The following is a 21082-nucleotide window of genomic DNA, read 5'->3' as shown; positions in this document are numbered from 1 at the left end:
AAGACAAATCACTCCACCGGCGGCGCATCGGCGCCGCCCGGTTGCTTGTAGCGGTTGTAGCCCCAGAGATATTGGGTCGGACATTCACGGACCAGGGTTTCGATTTCCGCATTGATCTGCTGGGCGCGGTCGACCGTCGGGCCGGCCAGCGCCCTGACCGGCGGCCGGAAATGTAGCCGATAGCCCCGCCCGTCCGGCAGACGCTCGCCCCAGGCCATCAGGGTCGTGGCGCCGGTTTCGGTCAGCCGCGCAGCCAGGGTCATGGTATAGGCCGGCTTGCCGAAGAAATCGAGCCAGACACCCTCGCCGACCTTGGGCGCCTGATCGGGCAGCATGCCGACCGCCTGGCCTTTTTTCAGCGCCTTGATCAAGGAACGGACGCCCGAGAGATCGGCCGGAGCCAAGTGCAGGCGCTCGCGCTTGCGGCCGTCGAGAATCATCTGCTGAATCGACGCCTGTTTCGGTGGACGGTAAAGCACGGTGACGTCACCAAAAGCCGAATAGTACTGGGCCGTAATCTCAAAGCAGCCGAGATGCGGGGTCAGAAAAACAATGCCTTTGCCTGCCCGCTGGGCGGCTTCGACATGCTCCCAGCCGCGGACTTCGACCACCTGGGCATTGGTTTCCTCCAGCGTGCGCAGCCAGATGCGCGCCAGCTCGACCATCTGCTTGCCGGCTTCGGCTACGGCTGCGCCTCGCAGGGACGGATCGATACCGGCCTGCGCCATGTTGTCGCGCACATGTCGGCGATAGGTTGGGGAAAGCAGATAGGTCAGCCGGCCAAGCCAGCCGCCGATCACGTGTACCAGCCACAAAGGCAGCTTGCTGAGAAGTCGAAAGAGAAAAACCATGAGGCCCCGGGGGTTGATACCCACCGTGAAAAGTTTAATATTATGGGATCGCCGAGTTAAACAGACAACTTGCGGGGCGATTCACAAATTCTGCTAAAGCGTCACCCGCTCGTGGTCCGAAGCCGGTAACGCCGGATCAAAGGACCATTGGAGCTTCAAATGAGTGAGTATTTCTTCACCTCCGAATCGGTTGGCGAAGGCCATCCGGACAAGGTTGCAGACCAGATTTCCGATGCCATCCTCGATGCCATCCTGTCCCAGGACAAACATTCGCGCGTCGCCGCCGAAACCCTGTGCAATACCGGCCTGGTCGTCCTGGCCGGTGAAATCACCACTAACGCCAACGTCGATTACATCCAGGTCGCCCGCGACACCATCAAGCGCATCGGCTACGACAACACCGACTACGGCATCGACTACAAGGGTTGTGCCGTGCTCGTCGCCTACGACAAGCAGAGCCCGGACATCGCCCAGGGCGTCAATGCCGCCTACGACGACAACCTCGGCCAAGGCGCCGGCGACCAGGGCCTGATGTTCGGCTACGCCTGCGACGAAACCCCGTCCCTGATGCCGTTGCCGATTTACCTGTCGCATCGTCTGGTCGAGCGCCAGGCCATGCTGCGCAAGGATGGCCGCCTGCCCTGGGCGCGCCCGGACGCCAAGTCCCAGGTCACCATCCGCTACGTCGATGGCAAGCCGGACTCGATCGACACCGTCGTGCTGTCCACCCAGCACTCGCCGGACATCAGCCTGGAAGACCTGCGCGAAGCGACCATCGAGCAGATCATCAAGCCGGTGCTGCCCAAGGAACTGATCAAGGGCGACATCAAGTATCTGGTCAACCCGACCGGCCGCTTCGTCGTCGGCGGCCCGCAGGGCGACTGCGGCCTGACCGGCCGCAAGATCATCGTCGACACCTACGGCGGGGCCGCCCCGCACGGCGGTGGCGCCTTCTCCGGCAAGGACCCGTCCAAGGTCGACCGTTCTGCCGCCTACGCCACCCGCTACGTCGCCAAGAACATCGTCGCCGCTGGCCTCGCCTCGCGCTGTCTGGTCCAGGTTTCCTACGCCATCGGCGTCGCCGAGCCGACCTCGATCATGGTCGAGACCTACGGCACCGGCAAGGTCAGCAACGAAACGCTGACCGCGCTGGTCCGCAAGCACTTCGACCTGCGCCCGAAGGGCATCGTCAACATGCTCGACCTGCTCCGCCCGATCTACCAGAAGACCGCCGCCTACGGCCATTTCGGCCGCGATGAGCCGGAATTCACCTGGGAAGCGACCGACCGCGCGACGCTGCTGCGCTCCGACGCCGGCCTGTAAAACGCCGTCCGCCGCAGACAAGGGAGCCCACGCGGCTCCCTTTTTTGTCGCCTGCTGCTCCGGGGACACAATCGCCCAAAAACGGAAAGCGGTTTATAATCCGCCGCCTACCGAGGAGCGCTGCAGGAGGAATCTCCCAGGCTCGGTTTGCAACTGCGCTCACCCATTTAATCCGTGCCGGGCACGGGATGCCGGGTGAGCATCCCCTCCCGGCCACAGTTCATCAGGAGCTTACTGTGGCTGAATTCAAAGACTGCGTTATCGCTGACATCAACCTTGCCGACTGGGGTCGCAAGGAAATCCTCATCGCCGAAACCGAAATGCCGGGCCTGATGGCCATTCGCGAAGAATTCGCGAAGACTCAGCCGCTCAAGGGCGCCCGCATCACCGGCTCGCTGCACATGACCATCCAGACCGCCGTGCTGATCGAGACGCTGACCGCGCTCGGCGCCGAAGTCCGCTGGGCCTCGTGCAACATCTTCTCGACCCAGGATCACGCTGCCGCCGCAATTGCCGCGCAAAACATCCCGGTCTTCGCCGTCAAGGGCGAAACCCTGGTCGATTACTGGGACTACACCCACCGCATCTTCGAATGGGCCGACGGCGGCTACTCGAACATGATCCTCGACGACGGTGGCGATGCCACCCTGCTGCTGCACCTCGGTGCCCGTGCCGAAAAGGACATCTCAGTGCTGGCCAAGCCGGGCTCCGAAGAAGAAACCATCCTCTTCGCCGCCATCAAGGCCAAGCTGGCCGCCGATCCGGCCTGGTATTCCGTGCGCCTGGCCGCTATCAAGGGCGTTACCGAAGAAACAACGACCGGCGTCCATCGCCTGTACCAGATGCATCAGCGCGGCGAACTCAAGTTCCCGGGCATCAATGTCAATGACTCGATCACCAAGTCCAAGTTCGACAACCTCTACGGCTGCCGCGAATCGCTGGTCGACGGCATCAAGCGCGCCACCGACGTGATGATCGCCGGCAAGGTCGCCCTCATCGCCGGCTACGGCGACGTCGGCAAGGGCTCGGCCCAGGCCATGCGCGCCCTGTCTGCCCAAGTCTGGGTCACCGAAATCGACCCGATCTGCGCCCTGCAGGCTGCCATGGAAGGCTTCCGCGTCGTCACCATGGAATACGCCGCCGACAAGGCCGACATCTTCGTCACCACCACCGGCAACTTCCACGTCATCACCCATGACCACATGGCAGCGATGAAGAACAACGCCATCGTCTGCAACATTGGTCACTTCGACAACGAAATCGATGTCGCCTCGATCGAGAAGTACCAATGGGAAGAGATCAAGCCGCAGGTCGATCACGTGATCTTCCCGGACGGCAAGCGCATCATCCTGCTGGCCAAGGGCCGTTTGGTAAATCTCGGCTGCGGCACCGGCCATCCGTCCTACGTCATGTCCTCCTCCTTCGCCAACCAGACGATCGCCCAGATCGAACTGTGGACCGAAGCAGTCAAGGGTTCCAACAAGTACCCGGTCGGCGTCTACACCCTGCCCAAGCACCTCGACGAAAAGGTTGCCCGCCTGCAATTGAAGACGCTGAATGCCCAATTGTCGGAACTGACCGACGAACAGGCCGCCTACATCAGCGTGCCGAAGGAAGGCCCGTACAAGGCCGACCACTACCGCTACTAAGCAACCACCATGCTGAACCTGCTCGCCCTCTGGATCGTCAATGCGCTGGCCCTGCTGGCCTTGCCTTATGTCGTACCGTCGATCCAGGTGGCCGGGTTCGGCACCGCGTTGCTGGTCGCCGTCGTACTCGGCCTGATCAACACGCTGCTCAGGCCCTTGCTGCTGCTGCTCACCCTGCCGGTGACGCTGCTGACCCTGGGCCTCTTCATCTTCGTCATCAACGCCCTGCTCTTCCAGTTGGCCGGCATGCTGATCGATGGCTTCCACGTCGGCGGCTTCTGGTCGGCGCTGCTCGGCTCGATCGCTTACAGCCTGATTTCCTGGCTGTTGAGCGCGCTCCTGCTGCGCAAGAGCTAAACCTGGCAACCGATGAGCATGAATTCCTTCCACGCGCGGCAGAAAAAGCCGCGCCCGGCGCCACAGGTGGCCCATGAGCGGCCGAACGGGATGCTGCGGGCGGATGCCCTGCTCGTGGCCCAGAAGCTCGCGCCTTCCCGTACCGCAGCACAATGGATGATCAAGTCCGGGCGCGTCAGCTGGGCGGGCGGGCCGATCAACAAGCCGGCACTGGAATTGCCCGACGCCACACCCTTGGTCGTGGCCGCTGACCCCGACGCCCATTACGTTTCGCGTGGCGGCCTGAAACTGGCCGGCGCTTTGGCCCAGACCGGTCTCAAGGTTGCCGGCAAGCATTGCCTCGATGTCGGCCAGTCGACCGGCGGCTTCTCCGACTGCCTGTTGCAGGCCGGCGCCCGACATGTGGTCGGCGTCGATGTCGGCCACGACCAGTTGCACTCGCAACTGCGCCATGATTCGGCGGTTACCGCCATCGAAGGCATCAACTGTCGCGCCCTGACCGCCGCCGATCTCGGCTCTGCCTTCCCGGCCGGCGGCTTCGACCTGATCGTCGGCGATGTTTCCTTTATCTCGATGACCCTGGTCCTGCCCCAGTTGCCGGCGCTGCTCGCCGACGATGGCGACCTGCTGCTGCTCGTCAAACCGCAGTTCGAAGTCGGCCCGGGCAATCTCGGCAAGGGTGGCATCGTGCGCGACCCAGCACTCTACAAGGACGTCGAAACCAAGCTGCGCAATTGCGCTGCCGGCCTCCGCCTGACCGTCCGCGCCTGGCTCGACAGCCCAATCACCGGCGGCGACGGCAACCGCGAATTCTTCATCTGGTTAAACAAATGAAACCCGAAATCTCCATCGAATTTTTCCCGCCCCAGACCCCGGAAGGTGTCGACAAGCTGCGCATCGTCCGCACTGAACTGGCGCCCCTGAAGCCTAGCTTCTTTTCAGTCACCTTCGGCGCCGGCGGCTCGACCCGCGAACGCACCTTCTCGGTGGTCAAGGAAATCGCCGCCGAAGGCTTCGCGGCCGCTCCGCATCTGTCCTGCATCGGCTCGACACGCGCCAGCATCCGCGAGATCCTGAGCGAGTACAAGGCCGCCGGCATCCGCCGCATCGTCGCCCTGCGCGGCGACCTGCCCTCGGGTATGGCGGAGACCGGCGAATTCCGCTACGCCAACGAACTGGTCGAATTCATCCGGGCCGAAACCGGCGACTGGTTCAGTCTCGAAGTCGCCGCCTACCCGGAATGGCACCCGCAGGCGCGCAGCCCGAAGGATGACCTCGACGCCTTCGTGCGCAAGGTCAAGGCCGGCGCCAATTCGGCCATCACCCAGTATTTCTACAACGCCGACGCCTACTTCAGCTTCGTCGAAGAAGCCCGGGCACGCGGCGCCGACCTGCCGATCGTCCCCGGCATCATGCCCATCGTCGGCTTCACCAAGCTGGCCCGCTTCTCGGATGCCTGCGGCGCCGAAATCCCGCGCTGGATGCGCAAGAAATTCGAGAGCTTCGGCGACGACGCCGACTCGATCCGCGCCTTCGGCCTCGATGTCGTCACCGAATTGTGCGAGCGCCTGCTCAAGGGCGGCGCTCCCGGCCTGCACTTCTACAGCATGAACCAGTCGGCGTTGACCACGGAAATCTGCAAACGACTCGGCTGACCCCGTAAAAGCAAAAAAGCCATCCCGCGGGATGGCTTTTTCCTTTTACGTGGCTTCGTTTCGCCTCGATCCTGACCTAGCGGCGGGCAAGCAGACAGAGGCAGGCGAAGGTCATCAGCGCGATTCCCGCCTGGAGCAGCGTCCCGACCTGGAATCCAGCGACGAAGTAATCGCCCCTGAGGCGCGCAATGGCGCTCAGCAAACATACCAGCGCGCCACCGAGTCCAACGCCGCGTCCCAACCAAAGTAGCAAATCGTTCATGTTCGTTACCTCCTTGAGACGGGAAATGTAGCAGACCGTGCTCCGGGCCGGGTCATTTCGTTGTCAGAGTCCGACTTTCCTGAAGAATCCATCAAGCGCACGGCGCCGAGCCATGAAAATCGGCCGGCGTTGGCTAATTCGCAAAAAACTATGCTTCAAGATCGGCAATTTCGTTGACGCCAAATAGGTCGATCTATATAATTCGCGCTCCCAAGGCGGGTCGGTAGCTCAGTCGGTAGAGCAGCGGACTTTTAATCCGTTGGTCGCGAGTTCGAATCTCGCCCGACCCACCAAGTCGCCAATGGGGAAAATCTGGGGCGCTAGCTCAGTTGGTAGAGCAGCGGACTCTTAATCCGTAGGTCGACAGTTCGAATCTGTCGCGCCCCACCAGATTCAAAAGCACCTAGCCTCGGCGACTTGCCGAGGCTTTTTGCCTTAAGGTCGTCAGCCTTGCGCACAAGCGCGGATGACGATCAGTAAGCCTCACGGACGCGGGGTGGAGCAGTTGGCAGCTCGTCGGGCTCATAACCCGAAGGTCGCAGGTTCAAGTCCTGCCCCCGCAACCACGAAACACAGCGAAGGACCAACGGCTTAACTGCCGCTGGTCATTTTTTGTTTTTGCGGCGGGGGCAACGGTCCGCTTCAATCATCCGTTGAGGCGGAAGTGAGTCAGTTTGCGGCGGAGGGTCTCCGAGGTTTTCTGGAAATCGGCCGTCAGCTGTTCGATGGCGACGATGTCGCCGGACTGCGTGTCGATCGCCTGGGCAATGTGTTCGACATTGCGGGCAATGTCGTTGGCAGCAACACCCTGCTCCTTCGAGGCGTCGGCGATGGCCTGGGCTCTTTCCAGGGCGCGTTGCGACGTAGTCTGGATCAGCGACAATGCGTCGCGCACCGATTGCACGCGATGCACTCCATCGCCCATCAGGCAGCAGCTTTCCTGCATGGTGCCGACGGCACTGCCAATCTCGTCCTGAATGGCCTGGATCGTGGCATCGATTTCCATCGTCGCCTTGGCCGTGCGCTCGGCCAGTTTGCGAACTTCGTCGGCGACCACTGCAACCCCGCGGCCCTGCTCGCCGGCGCGGGCGGCCTCGATGGCGGCATTGAGCGCCAGCAGGTTGGTCTGGTCGGCAATATCCTTGATCACGCCGGCCATGCTGCCGATCTCCTGCGAGCGCCGACTTAGGGGCGACACCGCATCGCCGGCAGAACGGACGCGTTCAGCGATCTGGCCGATCTCGGCGACGGCATCCTCGGCGGCGGCGGATGTGCGTTGATTTTCCTCCGACGCGTCGACACCTTCGCTGGCATTCATCGCCGCCTCGTTGATGGCAACGGTGATTTGCTCCAGCGTTACGGCGGCAGCGGTCGATGAATTGCACAGGCTACTTTGCGCCTCGCTCACGTGCTGCATGGCCTGTCGCAGGCTGCTGGCACCATCCGCGACGCGCCGAGCGCCGGTCTGGGTTTCATGGAGTACTGTTTCGACGTCGATGGCCAGGGCGATGATGCCCTGCGCGACCTCGGAGAGCAGCCCCTGGCCCTTTACAGAAACATGCGCAGAGAAGTCGCCATCGCGTTGCATGCCGTTCACCTCGGCGCCCCCCCCTGCAGGTCCTTGAAGAGGCGCGGCAGCCAGATCAGCAGCAGGATGGCGAGAGCAGCCAGCAACAGGCCGGCGCTGCCCCAAAGCAGACCGGGAATCGCCAGGTTCGGCGCGGCGACCAAGGCGCTACCGGCCGTGACGCCGAGAACCAGGGAGAGCTGGTTGCGGGCGGAGCCATAGCCGACGATCTTGCCGTTTTCGCGAATTGGCGAAGCATTGGCTTCGACCCAGTAGTAACCGCCATCCTTGCACCGGTTTTTGACCAGTCCGCATCACGGCCGACCGGCTTTCAGGTCGCGCCACAGGTCCTCAAAGGCAGCCTCGGGCATATTCGGGTGGCGGGCGACGTTATGCGGTTTGCCGACGAGCTCCTCGCGGGAAAAGCCGCTGATTTCGACAAAGGCGTCATTGAGCGAGGAGATGACGCCCTTCAGGTCGGTGGTCGAGTAGATGAACAGATTGTCGGGTAATGGCGTCTCGACCGAAGTAACAGGTTGATTGTTGCGCATTTTCCTCCCCCTTTTTATACGTTCTAGTTATCCATTTGCTTGCGTGCTGCTGGCTTCAATTCAACCAGCAGCAGGAAGTAAATTGTTTATCCAGCTGGGATTGGCCAGAGGATATTGTTTTCATAATCGTTGTCAATTTACCCCTTGCATCCAGACGGCGTGACAACAGAAGGGGGCGCAGAAAGGCCCTCCGGAAAAGCAAAAAGGCCAGTCGAATCGACTGGCCTTTGGCCTTCCGTTCGGCGCCGGACGCCGTCCGCAATCCGCCTAGCGGCGAGCGAACTTTTCGGCCAGCTGATTGAGCTTCGCGGCGCGCTGCTGTTCGGCCTTGGCTGCGGCTTCGGCGGCCTTGACCGTGGCTTCGGCGGCCTTTCGCTGCTCGACCTGCTTCTTGAAGCGTTCGCGCAGCAGTTCCGCGGCGTGCTGACGGTTCTCGTCGGTGACCTCGCCGGCCGGCGTGCCGTCGAGGTTCAGGCGCACCGTGCCTTTTTCCATTTCCTTCAGATAGCGGGTGGAAATGGTATGGCTGCGCATGGCTATGCGCAGCGCCTTCTTTTCCAGCTCCGGCATTTGGGCAAAGACCTGTTTGTCGATGCCGATAGCCAGCGGACTGTGGTTGCGGAAGACATCGAAGCGGGCTTGCAGGTCCTTGAGCAGGACGCGGGCATCGGTCGGCTTGGCGGGAGTGGATTCAGCAGTGGTCATGATGGTGCACAGGTCGGTCAAGGCGCGAAGCGTAGCACGAAGGCCGGCTGCGCTGCCGCAAAATCAGGATTTCAGACACCACTCTTCTTGAACCAGGCCAGCATGCGCTGCCAGCCATCCTCGGCTTCTGCCTTGCGGTAGCTGGGGCGATAGTCGGCATGGAAGGCGTGCGGGGCGTTGTCATAAACATGAATTTCCGAAAGCCTTGCCGCCGCACTGCCCTGCGCCAAGGCTTTTTCCATGGCCTCGACGGTTTCGAGCGGAATGCCGGCATCCAGGCCGCCGTAAAGCCCGAGCACCGGCGCCATGATCTGCCCGACCAGGTCGGCGGGATGCTTTGGCGTGATCTCGCTCGCGACACCGACCAGCCGGCCATACCAGGCCACGGCTGCCTTCAGTTGCGGGTTGTGCGCACTGTACAGCCAGGCAATCCGGCCGCCCCAGCAGAAGCCGGTAATCGCCAGGCGCTGGCTGTCGGCGCCCTGGCTGGCCGCCCAGGCGACACAGGCATCGAAGTCGCTCATCACCTGCGCATCGGGCGTCTTGTAGACGATCTTGCTGAGAATGTCGGGAATGCTTTCGATCGTGCGCGGGTCGCCCTGGCGGGCGAAAAGCTCGGGAGCGATGGCGCAGTAACCGAGCTTGGCGAGGCGGCGACAGGTGTCCTTGATGTATTCATGAACGCCAAATATCTCGGAGACCACCAGCACCACCGGCGGCTTGGCCGCGCCCTTGGGCAAGGCGCGGTAGGCGACCAGCTCGCCGTCGCTGACCGGGACCTTGATTTCGCCGGCGACCAGGCCGGCATCGTCGGTCTTGATCGCGGTCTGCGCCATCACCGGCTGCGTGGCCAGGGCAAAGCCGGCACCCAGCGTGGTCACGATGAAACTCCGGCGGTCATAGGTTTGCCCCGGCACGAGGCTGTCGAATTCCGGATTGGGGTTCATGGCGCTTCTCCTGCATGCTCGTCACATCAACACGATGTCGTACTGCTCGGGTGAATAGCTCGGCTCGGACTGCAGCGAAACCGCCTTGCCGATGAAGTCGGAGAGCATGGCCAGGGCTTGCGATTCCTCGTCGAGGAAGAGATCGACGACGGCCGGGCCGGCCAGGATGCGGTATTCGCGGGCATTGAACTGGCGCGCCTCGCGCAGCAGTTCGCGGAGGATTTCGTAGGCGACGGTGCGCGCCGTCTTGACTTCGCCGCGCCCGCCGCAGGTCGGACAGGGCATGCACAGCACGTGGGCGAGCGATTCGCGGGTGCGCTTCCTCGTCATCTCGACCAGGCCGAGGGCGGTGAAGCCGTTGACCGTCAGCCGCGTGTGGTCGCGGGCCAGCGCCTTGTTGAACTCGTCGAGCACGGCCTTCTTGTGTTCCTCGTTCTCCATGTCGATGAAATCGACAATGATGATGCCGCCGAGGTTGCGCAACCGCAGCTGGCGGGCGATGGTGACCGCCGCTTCGAGATTGGTCTTGAAGATGGTGTCGTCGAAGTTGCGGACGCCGACGAAGCCGCCGGTATTGACGTCGATGGTGGTCATCGCCTCGGTCTGGTCGATGATCAGGTAGCCGCCGGATTTGAGGTCGACGCGGCGGGCCAGCGCCTTCTGGATTTCTTCCTCGACCCCGTGCAGGTCGAACAGCGGGCGCTGCCCGGTGTAGTGGTCGAGCAGCGGCAGCACCGCCGGCGTGTATTCATCGGCAAAGGCATTGAGCTTCTGGAAGTTCTCACGGGAGTCGATGACGATGCGCGCGGTGTCCGGATTGACGAAGTCGCGCAGCACGCGCTGGCCGAGCGAGAGCTCCTGGTAGAGCACGGTCGGCGGCCCCGAGGTCCGGGCCTTGTCGCGGATGTCGGCCCAGGTCTTGCGCAGGTAGGCGATGTCGGTGGCGAATTCCTCGTCGCTGGCGTTCTCGGCCATGGTGCGGACGATGAAGCCTCCCTTCTCGTCCTCCGGCACCAGGCGGGTGATCTTTTCGCGCAGCACTTCGCGCTCGGCTTCCGACTCGATGCGCTGCGAGATGCCGATGTGCTTTTCCTGCGGCAGGTAGACCAGCATGCGGCCGGCAATCGAGATCTGCGTCGACAGCCGCGCCCCCTTGGTGCCGATCGGGTCTTTCACAACCTGGACGACGATGCTCTGCCCTTCCGCCAGGATCTTCTCGATCGGCCGGTCGGTGGCCGTCTCGCGGGGTTGCCAGATGTCCGCGACATGCAGGAAGGCGGTGCGGTCGAGGCCGACATCGACGAATGCCGACTGCATGCCGGGCAGAATGCGGCAAATGCGACCGAGATAAACGTTGCCGACCAGGCCGCGACTCGAGGTGCGCTCGATATGCAATTCCTGGACAACTCCTTGTTGCATAACGGCAACGCGGGTTTCCTGCGGCGTGAAATTGATCAGTATTTCTTCGCTCATACGCTCTACAATTCGCGGTTTTTTGCTGGATTCTACTATGCGCAAGGCGCCCGAACTTCTCGCCCCGGCCGGCTCGCTCGAAATGATGCGCACCGCCTTCGATTTTGGCGCCGATGCGATCTACGCTGGGCAGCCCCGCTACAGCCTGCGCGTCCGCAACAACGAGTTCGGCACCATCGCCCGGCTCAAGGAAGGCATCGACGAAGCGCATGCCCGCGGCAAGCAGTTTTTCGTGGTCAGCAACATCTTCCCGCACAACGCCAAGCTGACCACCTACCTCGCCGACATGGCGCCGGTCATCGAGCTGAAGCCGGACGCGCTGATCATGTCCGATCCCGGCCTGATCGACATGGTGCGCGAGACCTGGCCCGAGCAGGCGGTGCATCTCTCGGTGCAGTCGAATACCGTCAACTGGGCGGCCGTGCGTTTCTGGAAGAAGTTAGGGCTCACTCGCATCATCCTGTCGCGCGAACTGTCGCTCGACGAGGTCGCCGAAATCCGCCAGCAGTGCCCGGACATCGAACTCGAAGTCTTCGTACACGGCGCGCTGTGCATCGCTTACTCGGGCCGCTGCCTGCTCTCCGGCTACTTCAATCACCGCGACCCGAACCAGGGCAGCTGCACCAACTCCTGCCGCTGGGACTACAAGGTCTCGACCTCGGACAACCCCGGCGTGGCAACGACGCAGCCGGTATCGTTCTACACCCACCCCGACCAGGAAATCCTGCTCGAGGAAAGGCAGCGCCCGGGCGAGCTGATGCCGATCGAGGAAGACGAGCACGGCACCTACATCATGAATTCCAAGGACCTGCGCGCCATCGAGCACGTCCAGCGCCTGGTCGAGATCGGCGTCGATTCGCTGAAGATCGAGGGCCGCACCAAGAGCCCCTACTACGTCGCCCGCACCGCCCAGGCCTACCGCCAGGCGATCGACGATGCCGTCGCCGGCCGGCCGCTCGACCCGAAGCTGCTGGGCGAGCTCGACGGCCTGGCCAACCGCGGCTACACCGACGGTTTCTACCAGCGCCACCACGACGCCGACTACCAGAACTACCTGCGCGGCCATTCCGAATCCGACCGCAGCCTCTATGTCGGCGATGCGGTTTGCTTCGACGAAGCCCGCGGCCTGATGGAAATCGTGGTCAAGAACCGCTTCTCGATCGGCGACCGCCTGGAATGCGTGCACCCGTCCGGCAACCATAGCTGGACGCTGAGCCGCATGGAAAACCAGGCCGGCGAGGCGGTCAGCGTCGCCCCCGGCAGCGGCCACCGGGTCTGGGTTGATTTGCCGGCGCGGTACACCGATTGCTTCGTCGCGCGTTTTGTATAGATAACCCTTTACGAATCAAGCCTGAATTACATTGGTGCACCGCAGCATACGGTGTAAAATTATTGATATGAGTCAACCCGCCAACCGCATGCCGCTGATCGACGCCCTCAAGGCGATTGCGGCCTTGCTCGTCCTGCTCAACCATTTCTCGTCCTACGGTCCGCTGGCCGAGGCTACCCGTGAAGCCTTCCCGGGCATCGTCGACTGGTTCTACGGCTATGGCCGGATGGCTGTCCAGGTCTTTCTGGTGATCGCCGGCTTCCTCGCTGCCCGCGCATTGTCCGGCCACGGCCAGGCCCTCACCGTCTCGCCGCTGCCGCTGATCTGGAAACGCTACCTGCGCCTCGTCGTGCCCTACCTGGCGGCGATCGGCCTCGCCATCGCCGCTGCCGCCGTTGCCGACCACTGGATGGACGACGAGGCGATTCCCGACCGCGCCACCTTCAAACAGTGGCTGGCCCACGCCCTGCTGCTGCAAAGCCTGCTCGGTTTCGATTCGCTGTCGGCCGGCGTCTGGTACATCGCCATCGATTTCCAACTGTTCGCGCTGATGGCCCTACTGCTCTGGGGCGGCCAGATCAAGCGCGTCGCCCCGGCGCTGGTCCTCGCCGTGGCCAGCGCCTCGCTGTTCTGGTTCAATCGCGATGCCAGCTGGGACAACTGGGCGCTCTACTTCTTCGGCTCCTACGGACTCGGCGCTGCCGCCTGGTGGGCCTCCGAGCGCCGCCAAATGTCTTCCTGGCTGGGCGTCATCGCCACCGTGGCGATTGCCGCGCTGATCGTCGATTTCCGGCTGCGCATCGTGCTCGCCCTGGGCGTCGCCCTGTTGCTCGGCTTCGGTCGCCGGGCCGGCTTCCTAGAGCAATGGCCGAATGCCCGAGCGCTGGCTTTCCTCGGCCAGATTTCCTACTCGCTCTTCCTCGTGCACTTCCCGGTTCTGCTGCTCGCCAACGGTCTCTATGCCCAGCTTGAGCTGTCGTCGCCGGCCAGCGCCCTCCTTGGCCTGATTCTGGCATTGGCCGCCAGCATCGTCGCCGCGAACTACTTCTACCGCTGGATCGAAAGCCCGGAAGCCAGCCGGCGCATCACCACGGCCTTCGCCTGGCTGTTCGGCAAAGGCCTGGAAATGGTGCGCAAGGTGCCTGGACTGAGTCGCTTCGGCTTTCTCCGCTAGTCGTCCATCCAGACAAGCGGCCCGTCGCATGACTGCCGAGCTTCCCCTATCGCCGCCTTCCGGCGTTGCCAGGCTGCGGATATTGCTGGCTCAACCTTTCACGCAGACCACCTGACGGAGGGTGTGCACCACTTCCACCAGGTCGCTCTGCGCCCGCATCACGGCATCGATGTCCTTGTAAGCCATCGGGATTTCGTCGATCACTTCGCTATCCTTGCGGCACTCGACGTGGGCCGTGGCCCTGATCTGGTCGGCGACCGTGAAGCGGCGCCTGGCCTCGTTGCGGCTCATCGCCCGCCCTGCTCCGTGGCTGCATGAACAGAAAGCCTCCTCGTTGCCCAGGCCACGCACGATGTAGCTCCTGGCCCCCATCGAGCCGGGAATGATGCCCAGTTCGCCCCGGCGTGCCGACACGGCGCCCTTGCGGGTGACCAGCACCTCGGCCCCGAAGTGGGTTTCGCGCTGCACGTAGTTGTGGTGGCAATTGACCGCCTCGACATCGGTCGTGAACGGCTTGGCGATCACCGAACGGGCGGCGGCCACGACGTTGGCCATCATCATGTCGCGGTTGCGGCGGGCGTAATCCTGAGCCCAGCCGACGGCCTCGATGTAGTCGGCAAAGTGCGCGCTGCCTTCCTCGAAATAGGCGAGATCCTTGTCGGGCAGGTTGGCGATGTGTTTCCGGAGGTCCGCCTGGGCCAGTTCGATGAACAGGTTGCCGATGGCGTTACCCACCCCGCGCGACCCGGAATGCAGCATGAACCAGACGCGATCGGCCTCGTCGAGGCAGACTTCGATGAAATGGTTGCCGGTGCCCAGCGTCCCTAGATGCTTGTGGTTGTTGGTCTTCAGCAGGCGCGGGTATTTCTCGGTGATGCGCCGGAAGCCCGGCAGCAGGCCGGCCCAGATCGCGTCGACGGCGGCCGGCGGATTTTCCCAACTACCCTGGTCGCGCCCGTGGCGCGGCGTGGTCCGGCCATGCGGTACCGCACGCTCGATGGCGCTGCGCAGGCCGCGCAGGTGGTCGGGGAGGTCGGCCGCGGTCAGCGTCGTGCGGGCAGCCATCATGCCGCAGCCGATATCGACCCCGACGGCGGCCGGAATGATCGCCCCTTGCGTCGGAATCACGCTGCCGATGGTCGAACCCTTGCCGAGATGAACATCCGGCATCACCGCCAGATGCCGGAAAATGAAGGGCATCCGGGCGGTGTTCATCAACTGCTGGCGGGCCTCGGCCTCGACCGGCACGCCGTCGGTCCACAGCTTGATCGGCTTGCCGCTGGCGACGTCCTGGACCTGGTAGCTCATCGTTCCGTTCCCCCTCTACCCTGATGGTAGCCGGGTTCGCGGATTTTTCAGCCGTGCTAGTCGCCCAGTTCGCTACGTCGGCGGAAGAAGTCCAGCGCTTCCGGATTGGCCAGTGCTTCGACGTTCTTCACCGGCCGCTCATGTACGACGTTGCGCACGGCCAGTTCGACGATCTTGCCCGACTTGGTGCGCGGAATGTCCTGGACCTGGACGACCTTGGCCGGCACGTGGCGCGGCGTCGTGTTGTCGCGGATCTGGCGCTTGATGCGCTCGGTCAGCGCCTCGTCGAGCGTCACCCCCTCGCGCAGGCGGACGAAGAGCACGACGCGGACGTCGTCATGGCGCCCCGGCGGCCAGTCCTGGCCGATGACCAGGGCTTCGACGACTTCCGGCAACTGCTCGACCTGGCGGTAGATTTCGGCGGTGCCGATGCGCACGCCACCGGGGTTCAGCGTGGCGTCGGAACGGCCGTAGATGATCATGCCGTCGTGCGCCGTGAGTTCCGAAAAGTCACCGTGGCACCAGATGTTCTCGAAGCGCTCGAAATAGGCAGCGTGGTATTTCTCGCCGTTGGGGTCGTTCCAGAAGCCGACCGGCATCACCGGGAAAGGCTTGGTACAGACCAGCTCGCCTTTTTCCCGGCGCACCGGCTGACCGTCGTCGTTGAAGACATCGACCGCCATGCCCAGGCCGCGGCACTGGATTTCGCCGCGCCAGACCGGCAGCACCGGGTGGCCGAGCACGAAGCAGGAGACGATGTCGGTGCCGCCGGAAATCGAGGCGAGCAGGATGTCCTGCTTGATCTCCTGATAGACCCAGTCGAAGCCTTCCGGCGACAGCGGGCTGCCGGTCGAGAACATGGCGCGCAGCGCAGACAGATCGTGGGTCTTGCCCGGCCTCAAGCCGAGCTTGGCGGCGGCGTCGATGAACTTGGCCGAGGTGCCGAAGTGGGTCATCTTCTCGGCCGCCGCGTAGTCGAAGAGCACCGTGCCGCCGCCGGCGAAGGGCGAACCGTCGTAGAGCAGCAGCGTGGCGCCGGCGGCGAGGCCGGAGACCAGCCAGTTCCACATCATCCAGCCGCAGGTCGTGAAGTAGAACAGGCGGTCGCCGGGGCGCACGTCGCTGTGCAGCTGGTGTTCCTTAAGATGCTGGAGCAGCACGCCGCCATGGCAATGGACGATGCACTTGGGGACGCCGGTGGTGCCCGAGGAGAACATGATGAACAGCGGGTGATCGAAGGCGACGCGCTTGAAGGTGACATTCCCGCCCCCGGCCGGCAGGTCGTTCCAGGCAACGGCGTTCCGGATGCCGGCGATCGCCGGCGCCGCGTTCAGGTAGGGCACGACCACGGTCTTGAGCAGCGACGGCATCTGGGCCACGACCTCCGCGTTCTTGGCCAGGCAGTCCACGGGCTTGCCGTTGTACCAGTAGCCGTCGACGCAGATCAGCACCTTGGGTTCGATCTGGCCGAAGCGGTCGAGCACGCCCTGCACACCAAAATCCGGCGAGGCCGAGGACCAGATGGCGCCGAGCGCCGTGGCGGCCAGCATGGCGATCAGGGTTTCCGGCAGGTTGGGCAGGTAGCCGGCGACGCGGTCGCCCTCCCCGACCCCGTTGGCGACCAGGAAAGCCTGGAAGCGGGCGACTTCGCGGTACAACTCGGCGCGGCTCAGCCGGCGCTTGACCTTGTCCTCGCCCCAGAAAACCAGCGCCTCCGCGTCATCACGGTGCTGCAGCAGGTTTTCGGCGAAATTCAGCCGGGCTTCGGGGAACCAGCGGGCGCCGGGCATCTTGTCACCATCGGCCAAAACCACGCCACCCGGTTCGCCGACCGCACCGCAGAAGCGCCAGATCGTCGACCAGAAGGCCTCGGGCTGGTCGACCGACCATTGCCAGAGATCGGCATAGCGGCCGTGGCCGGTGGCCTGCATGAACTGCGCCATGCGGGTATCGCCAACGGTGGCGGGATTGGGTTGCCACAAAGGCTTGGCAGCGACGGCTTCGGTCATCTTGTCTCCTGGATTTTTGTTCCGCGCCGGGCTGGCCGGCGGGATATACCGTCAGAAGATAGCAGCAAGTCGGCGTGGTCGACTGTCATCGACCGGACACTTGCCGGGAATCCGGGCGGCCGTCATTTCCGCAGCAGGCCGTCGAGTTGCTCGATCATCAGGTCGATCTCGCCTTCGCTGACGTTCAGCGCCGGCATGAAGCGCAGCAGGTTGGGGCGCGGCGAATTGAGCAGCAGGCCGTGGGGCTGGGCTTCCAGCGCCCGGCGCACGAGGTCCGGACCGCGTTCGTCGTCGAGGATCAGGGCGCGCAGCAGGCCGGAACCGCGCTCGCCCTTCAGGCCGTGCTTGGCCGACAGTTCGCGCAGCCGTTGCGACAGGTACTGTCCGCGGGCTGCGACCCCGGCCAGGAAGCCCGGCGAGAGCAGACGCTGCAAGACCGCGAGGCCGACCGCCGTCATCAGCGGATTGCCGTTGTAGGTGCCGCCCTGGTCGCCCGGTTCGAAGCAGCAGATGGCCTCGCGGGCCAACAGCGCGGCGAGCGGCACGCCGCCGCCGATGCCCTTGGCCAGCGTCATGATATCCGGGGTGATGGCGGCGTGTTCGTAGGCGAACAGCTTGCCGGTGCGGCCCATGCCGGTCTGCACTTCATCGACGATGAGCAGCAGGCCGTGCGCCGCGGTCAGTTCGCGCAGGGCCTTGAGGAATTCGATATCGGCGGTGATCACCCCGCCCTCGCCCTGCACCGGTTCGAGCATCACGCCAACGGTCTTCGGCCCGATCAGCGCCTCGACCGAGGCGATGTCGTTGTAGGTCGCCTTCGGGAAGCCCTGCACCTGCGGCGCGTAGATGGTGTCCCAGCCGGCCTTGCCGGAGGCCGACATGGTGGCCAGCGTGCGGCCGTGGAAGGAATGGCCGAAAGTGATGATTTCGTAGGCGCCGTCCTTGTGCAGCCGGCCCCACTTGCGGGCGAGCTTGATCGCCCCTTCGTTGGCCTCGGCGCCGGTATTGGCGAAGAAGACGCGGTCGAACACCGAGTTTGCGGTGAGCAGGCCGGCCAGTTCGACCATCGGGCCGTTGTAGAAGGCCGGGCTCGGGTTGATCAGCTTGGCAGCCTGGCTAGCCAGCGCCTGGGCGATTTCCGGCGGGCAGTGGCCGAGGCAGTTGACCGCCCAGCCCTGGATGAAATCGAGGTATTTGCGGCCCGAATGATCGTAGAGCCAGGAACCCTCGCCGCGCTCGAAGACGATATCCGGGCGGGGGGTGATGAACATCAGGGAGTCGGTGCTGGCGTCGCGGTATTGCATGTCGGTTCCTCGGGCTGAAACGAAAAGGATAAGGGCACGATGTTACCGAAATGCGCCGCCGGACGTCAGGCTTGAGGCTGGTTTTCGCCGCTCGAGGGCGGCAGCCGCGAAACCGGAGGCGAACGGCTAATATGTGGGCCAATCGGCCGACAGCCACCGTTGTCCGAGTCTTTCGCCAAGGAGATATTCGCCATGCCCCTTTCCGTCGATCCCACAACATCCGATTCCTGCGTCTTCTGCCGCCTGATCGCCGGCGAGATTCCCGCCGCCAGGGTCTATGAGGATGAACTGACGCTGGCCTTCATGGACCTCGGCCAGTTGAACCCGGGGCATACGCTGGTCGCCCTCAAGCGCCACGCGGCAACGCTGCTCGACCTGAGCCCCGAGGAAGCGGCCGCCGTCATGCGCACGGCGCAACGCGTCGCCCGGGCGGTCCAGGCGGCATTCGACCCGCCGGGCATTACCCTCCTGCAAGCCAACGGCAAGGAAGGAGACCAGACCGTCTTCCATTTCCACCTGCACGTGGTGCCGCGACACGGCAACGACGGCATCGCGCTCTCCTGGCCGCGCAAGAATCCGCCACGCGAATTGCTCGACGCCTACGCCAGGCAGTTGCGCCAGGCGCTCGACTGACCGCCGGATAACTGGCCGGCCTGGCGCGCTGGCTGAAATGCGCGGTCACAGCCTGCAGGGTGTAAGTGTGTGCCCAAAGGGCGGCGGCAAGCGCCTTAAGTGTTGGCGGAGTGGACGGGACTCGAACCCGCGACCCCCGGCGTGACAGGCCGGTATTCTAACCAACTGAACTACCACTCCAGTTTTGCTGGCCAGCCGTCAGAAGGCTGGCGTTCCCACGGGGATTCGAACCCCGGTTACCGCCGTGAAAGGGCGGTGTCCTAGGCCTCTAGACGATGGGAACCCGTCTGAATGTGCTTTCGCGTCTGGTGCCCAGGAAGGGACTCGAACCCCCACGGAGTTACCCGCTAGTACCTGAAACTAGTGCGTCTACCAATTCCGCCACCTGGGCAGACTCGAAAGGCCGCGCATTTTATCGAAAAACGAAGGCAACGGAAGGAATATTTCATTTCTCCCGCCCTCCCGGCCTGATCGAATCTTCCAGAAACGCCTGCCAGGCTTCGGGGCGGCCGAGATAGACCGAGCTGTCGAGCACCGCATGGTACCCCGCCTGCTCGAGCACGAAGGTCGGAAAGCCGCTGCCGCCGGCCTCGGCGAGCAGGCGCCGGCTTTCCTCGATATGCGCCAGCGTCACTTCGCCTTGCATCTCCTCAAGCGCCGTCGCGAAAGCCGCCGGCTCCAGGTCTATCGTCCCGGCCAGCTCAATCAGCGCCGGCGTTTCCGCGATCCGCCGCCCTTCGACGTAATGCGCCGTCTGCAGGCGACCCAGCAGATCCAGCCCCCGACCGCCCAGGAGCTCGGCCGCCAGCATCGCGGCGATCGGCGGCGCCGAGTCGAGGACCGCCTCGCGGTCCAGCAGCAGCCCGTTGAAGTAGGCCTCACCGAAGGGCTGGCCGGTCAGCTCGGCGATGCGGCGGTCGTGCGGCATGACGTAGTCGCGCAACTGCGGCGATACCGTTTGCCGCTGGCGCCCGGCCATCATGCCGCCGCCGTGCGCCTGCACGGCCAGCACCTGGCGCGCCGCACTAACCAACGGCGCGGCGGCGTAGCACCAGCCGCAGAAAGGATCGTAGATGTAATGCAAAACCATGTTCAATTCTCCGCCGCTACCACTTCATCTCGCCCTTGTTGACCTTGGCGCCAATGTCCAGCGCGATGCCGAGGCCGGTTTCGGGGTACAAGCGCTTCATCGTCGCGATCAGTTCGGCTGCGTTTGCCGCCCGTGCCAGTTCGGTTTCGTAGCGCTGCAGGTAGGTCTTGCTGTAACGCACGGCGTCGAGACCGCCCTTGTCCGCTGCGCTGGCGTGGCCGGGAACGACCGTGGCCGGCTGCAGGGCCTCGATCCGCTCGAGAATCTTGAGCCACTCCGCCCGCTGGGCAACGGATTGCGTATCGGCCGTCCACAAATGCAACCCGCCAAAGACGTTCACGCCCCGACCACGGCCTTGATCGACGGTATCCAGACGAAGCTGCGGCCCGGCAGCGCGCCATCCAGCCCGAGCACTTCGAGCTTCTGCCCTTCGAGCGTCAGGCCTTCCGCGGGCAGCGCGTCCGGGATGATCGGCGTGCGCGGCGCGTTGGCGCCCAGCTTCGGCCCCCAGAAGGCCACCTTCTTCTGCACCGTGTTCTTGATCCAGGCGATGGTCGGCGCGCTGGCGACGATCTTCACGTCTGGAAACTCGGCCTTGATGACTTCCAGGCCGAAGTAGTAATCCGGGTCACCATGGCTGACATAGACGGTTTTCAGGGTCTTGCCGCTGGCCAGGATGTCGGCGACCAGGCGGTGGGCATCGGCCCGCGTAAATTGCGCGTCGATCAGCATGGCGTCCTGCTTGCCGGTGACCAGCACCGAATTAACGTGAAAGCTGTTGCCGTCGGCGTTATAGACCTTGAGGGCCAGTGCCGGCGTTTCATCAGCCAGGGCGCTACCGAGCGTGGCGATCGCCAGCAGCGAACCGGCGGCAAAATTACGTAGCGTCTTCAT

At 63.9% G+C, this 21082-nt stretch carries 22 protein-coding genes, 6 tRNA genes and 1 riboswitch; of the genes, 11 read left to right on the top strand and 17 right to left on the bottom strand.

The genetic code is table 11. The features are described from left to right. Window positions 1-8: 8 nt before the first annotated feature. Complete coding sequence (locus NQE15_RS01425) at window positions 9-851, bottom strand: lysophospholipid acyltransferase family protein (protein WP_265945862.1); 843 nt, start codon at window positions 849-851, stop codon at window positions 9-11. Window positions 852-1010: 159 nt separating this feature from the next. Here NQE15_RS01425 and metK point away from each other — a divergent pair, with 159 nt between their 5' ends. From metK to metF, 5 genes are all read left to right on the top strand, one after another. Then, window positions 1011-2174, top strand: a complete 1164-nt coding sequence (gene metK, locus NQE15_RS01420) for a methionine adenosyltransferase (protein WP_265945860.1) — start codon at window positions 1011-1013, stop codon at window positions 2172-2174. A gap of 106 nt (window positions 2175-2280) precedes the next feature. Continuing rightward, window positions 2281-2342: riboswitch (S-adenosyl-L-homocysteine riboswitch) on the top strand. 20 nt (window positions 2343-2362) lie between these two features. After that, on the top strand, window positions 2363-3823 hold the full coding sequence (ahcY, locus tag NQE15_RS01415; protein WP_265945859.1) for an adenosylhomocysteinase: 1461 nt from the start codon (window positions 2363-2365) through the stop codon (window positions 3821-3823). A gap of 9 nt (window positions 3824-3832) precedes the next feature. After that, window positions 3833-4180: a phage holin family protein gene (locus NQE15_RS01410; RefSeq protein ID WP_265945858.1), complete on the top strand. Its 348-nt coding sequence runs from the start codon at window positions 3833-3835 to the stop codon at window positions 4178-4180. Between the two features lie 18 nt (window positions 4181-4198). After that, window positions 4199-5014: a TlyA family RNA methyltransferase gene (locus tag NQE15_RS01405; protein ID WP_323054935.1), complete on the top strand. Its 816-nt coding sequence runs from the start codon at window positions 4199-4201 to the stop codon at window positions 5012-5014. Next, window positions 5011-5835 (top strand): methylenetetrahydrofolate reductase [NAD(P)H], encoded by an 825-nt coding sequence (metF, locus tag NQE15_RS01400; RefSeq protein ID WP_265945856.1) that lies wholly within the window; start codon window positions 5011-5013, stop codon window positions 5833-5835. The genes NQE15_RS01405 and metF overlap by 4 nt, the downstream gene beginning before the upstream one ends. A gap of 76 nt (window positions 5836-5911) precedes the next feature. Here metF and NQE15_RS01395 read toward each other — a convergent pair whose 3' ends face one another. Next, on the bottom strand, window positions 5912-6097 hold the full coding sequence (locus NQE15_RS01395; protein ID WP_265945855.1) for a hypothetical protein: 186 nt from the start codon (window positions 6095-6097) through the stop codon (window positions 5912-5914). Between the two features lie 217 nt (window positions 6098-6314). On the opposite strand from NQE15_RS01395, the gene NQE15_RS01390 reads away from it, so the two are divergent. From NQE15_RS01390 to NQE15_RS01380, 3 genes are all read left to right on the top strand, one after another. Then, window positions 6315-6390: transfer RNA gene (locus NQE15_RS01390), tRNA-Lys, on the top strand. A 21-nt stretch (window positions 6391-6411) separates the two neighbouring features. Continuing rightward, window positions 6412-6487 (top strand) — tRNA-Lys (locus tag NQE15_RS01385). A 100-nt stretch (window positions 6488-6587) separates the two neighbouring features. Further along, window positions 6588-6663: transfer RNA gene (locus NQE15_RS01380), tRNA-Met, on the top strand. A gap of 80 nt (window positions 6664-6743) precedes the next feature. Here the strand turns inward: NQE15_RS01380 and NQE15_RS01375 are convergent. The 6 genes from NQE15_RS01375 to rng form a co-directional block, all read right to left on the bottom strand. Then, window positions 6744-7685, bottom strand: a complete 942-nt coding sequence (locus NQE15_RS01375) for a methyl-accepting chemotaxis protein (protein WP_323054934.1) — start codon at window positions 7683-7685, stop codon at window positions 6744-6746. Window positions 7686-7690: 5 nt separating this feature from the next. Further along, window positions 7691-7828 carry a hypothetical protein gene (locus NQE15_RS01370; RefSeq protein WP_265950425.1) on the bottom strand — a complete coding sequence of 46 codons (138 nt, stop codon included), beginning with the start codon at window positions 7826-7828 and terminating at the stop codon, window positions 7691-7693. Between the two features lie 150 nt (window positions 7829-7978). Further along, window positions 7979-8215: a PAS domain S-box protein gene (locus NQE15_RS01365; RefSeq protein ID WP_323054933.1), complete on the bottom strand. Its 237-nt coding sequence runs from the start codon at window positions 8213-8215 to the stop codon at window positions 7979-7981. 267 nt (window positions 8216-8482) lie between these two features. Further along, the gene (locus tag NQE15_RS01360; RefSeq protein WP_265945854.1) at window positions 8483-8920 is read right to left on the bottom strand and encodes a ProQ/FINO family protein; all 438 of its coding nucleotides are present in this window, start codon (window positions 8918-8920) and stop codon (window positions 8483-8485) included. A gap of 71 nt (window positions 8921-8991) precedes the next feature. Further along, window positions 8992-9867, bottom strand: coding sequence for a dienelactone hydrolase family protein (locus NQE15_RS01355; RefSeq protein ID WP_265945853.1), 876 nt, complete (start codon window positions 9865-9867; stop codon window positions 8992-8994). Between the two features lie 21 nt (window positions 9868-9888). Next, the gene (gene rng, locus NQE15_RS01350; protein ID WP_265945852.1) at window positions 9889-11340 is read right to left on the bottom strand and encodes a ribonuclease G; all 1452 of its coding nucleotides are present in this window, start codon (window positions 11338-11340) and stop codon (window positions 9889-9891) included. Between the two features lie 37 nt (window positions 11341-11377). Between rng and yegQ the strand changes: the two genes are divergently transcribed. Together yegQ and NQE15_RS01340 are read left to right on the top strand one after the other, a co-directional pair. Beyond that, window positions 11378-12670: a tRNA 5-hydroxyuridine modification protein YegQ gene (gene yegQ / locus NQE15_RS01345; RefSeq protein ID WP_265945851.1), complete on the top strand. Its 1293-nt coding sequence runs from the start codon at window positions 11378-11380 to the stop codon at window positions 12668-12670. A 67-nt stretch (window positions 12671-12737) separates the two neighbouring features. Further along, complete coding sequence (locus tag NQE15_RS01340) at window positions 12738-13844, top strand: acyltransferase family protein (protein WP_265945850.1); 1107 nt, start codon at window positions 12738-12740, stop codon at window positions 13842-13844. 90 nt (window positions 13845-13934) lie between these two features. On the opposite strand, the gene NQE15_RS01335 is transcribed toward NQE15_RS01340, so the two are convergent. The 3 genes from NQE15_RS01335 to NQE15_RS01325 form a co-directional block, all read right to left on the bottom strand. Next, window positions 13935-15152 carry an RtcB family protein gene (locus tag NQE15_RS01335; RefSeq protein WP_265945849.1) on the bottom strand — a complete coding sequence of 406 codons (1218 nt, stop codon included), beginning with the start codon at window positions 15150-15152 and terminating at the stop codon, window positions 13935-13937. Between the two features lie 56 nt (window positions 15153-15208). Then, entirely contained in the window at window positions 15209-17095 is a 1887-nt protein-coding gene (locus NQE15_RS01330; protein WP_416336523.1) for an acetoacetate--CoA ligase, read from the bottom strand. A gap of 188 nt (window positions 17096-17283) precedes the next feature. Further along, on the bottom strand, window positions 17284-18465 hold the full coding sequence (locus NQE15_RS01325) for an acetylornithine transaminase (protein WP_265945847.1): 1182 nt from the start codon (window positions 18463-18465) through the stop codon (window positions 17284-17286). A gap of 192 nt (window positions 18466-18657) precedes the next feature. Between NQE15_RS01325 and NQE15_RS01320 the strand changes: the two genes are divergently transcribed. Further along, a complete protein-coding gene (locus NQE15_RS01320; RefSeq protein ID WP_265945846.1) occupies window positions 18658-19098 on the top strand; it encodes an HIT family protein in 441 nt (146 codons plus the stop codon). A gap of 103 nt (window positions 19099-19201) precedes the next feature. Here the strand turns inward: NQE15_RS01320 and NQE15_RS01315 are convergent. From NQE15_RS01315 to NQE15_RS01290, 6 genes are all read right to left on the bottom strand, one after another. Continuing rightward, window positions 19202-19278 (bottom strand) — tRNA-Asp (locus NQE15_RS01315). Between the two features lie 27 nt (window positions 19279-19305). Further along, window positions 19306-19381: transfer RNA gene (locus NQE15_RS01310), tRNA-Glu, on the bottom strand. A gap of 23 nt (window positions 19382-19404) precedes the next feature. Further along, window positions 19405-19489 (bottom strand) — tRNA-Leu (locus tag NQE15_RS01305). Between the two features lie 54 nt (window positions 19490-19543). Continuing rightward, window positions 19544-20188 (bottom strand): DsbA family protein, encoded by a 645-nt coding sequence (locus NQE15_RS01300; protein WP_265945845.1) that lies wholly within the window; start codon window positions 20186-20188, stop codon window positions 19544-19546. A 16-nt stretch (window positions 20189-20204) separates the two neighbouring features. Beyond that, window positions 20205-20528 carry a hypothetical protein gene (locus NQE15_RS01295; protein ID WP_265945844.1) on the bottom strand — a complete coding sequence of 108 codons (324 nt, stop codon included), beginning with the start codon at window positions 20526-20528 and terminating at the stop codon, window positions 20205-20207. Next, on the bottom strand, window positions 20525-21082 hold the full coding sequence (locus tag NQE15_RS01290; protein WP_265945843.1) for an MBL fold metallo-hydrolase: 558 nt from the start codon (window positions 21080-21082) through the stop codon (window positions 20525-20527). Before NQE15_RS01290 ends, NQE15_RS01295 begins: the two co-directional genes overlap by 4 nt.

The organism is Dechloromonas sp. A34 (genome assembly GCF_026261605.1).
Lineage (GTDB): Bacteria > Pseudomonadota > Gammaproteobacteria > Burkholderiales > Rhodocyclaceae > Azonexus.
The sequence above is the reverse complement of the archived record's forward strand: the minus strand, read 5'-3'. Positions and strand labels throughout refer to the sequence as shown.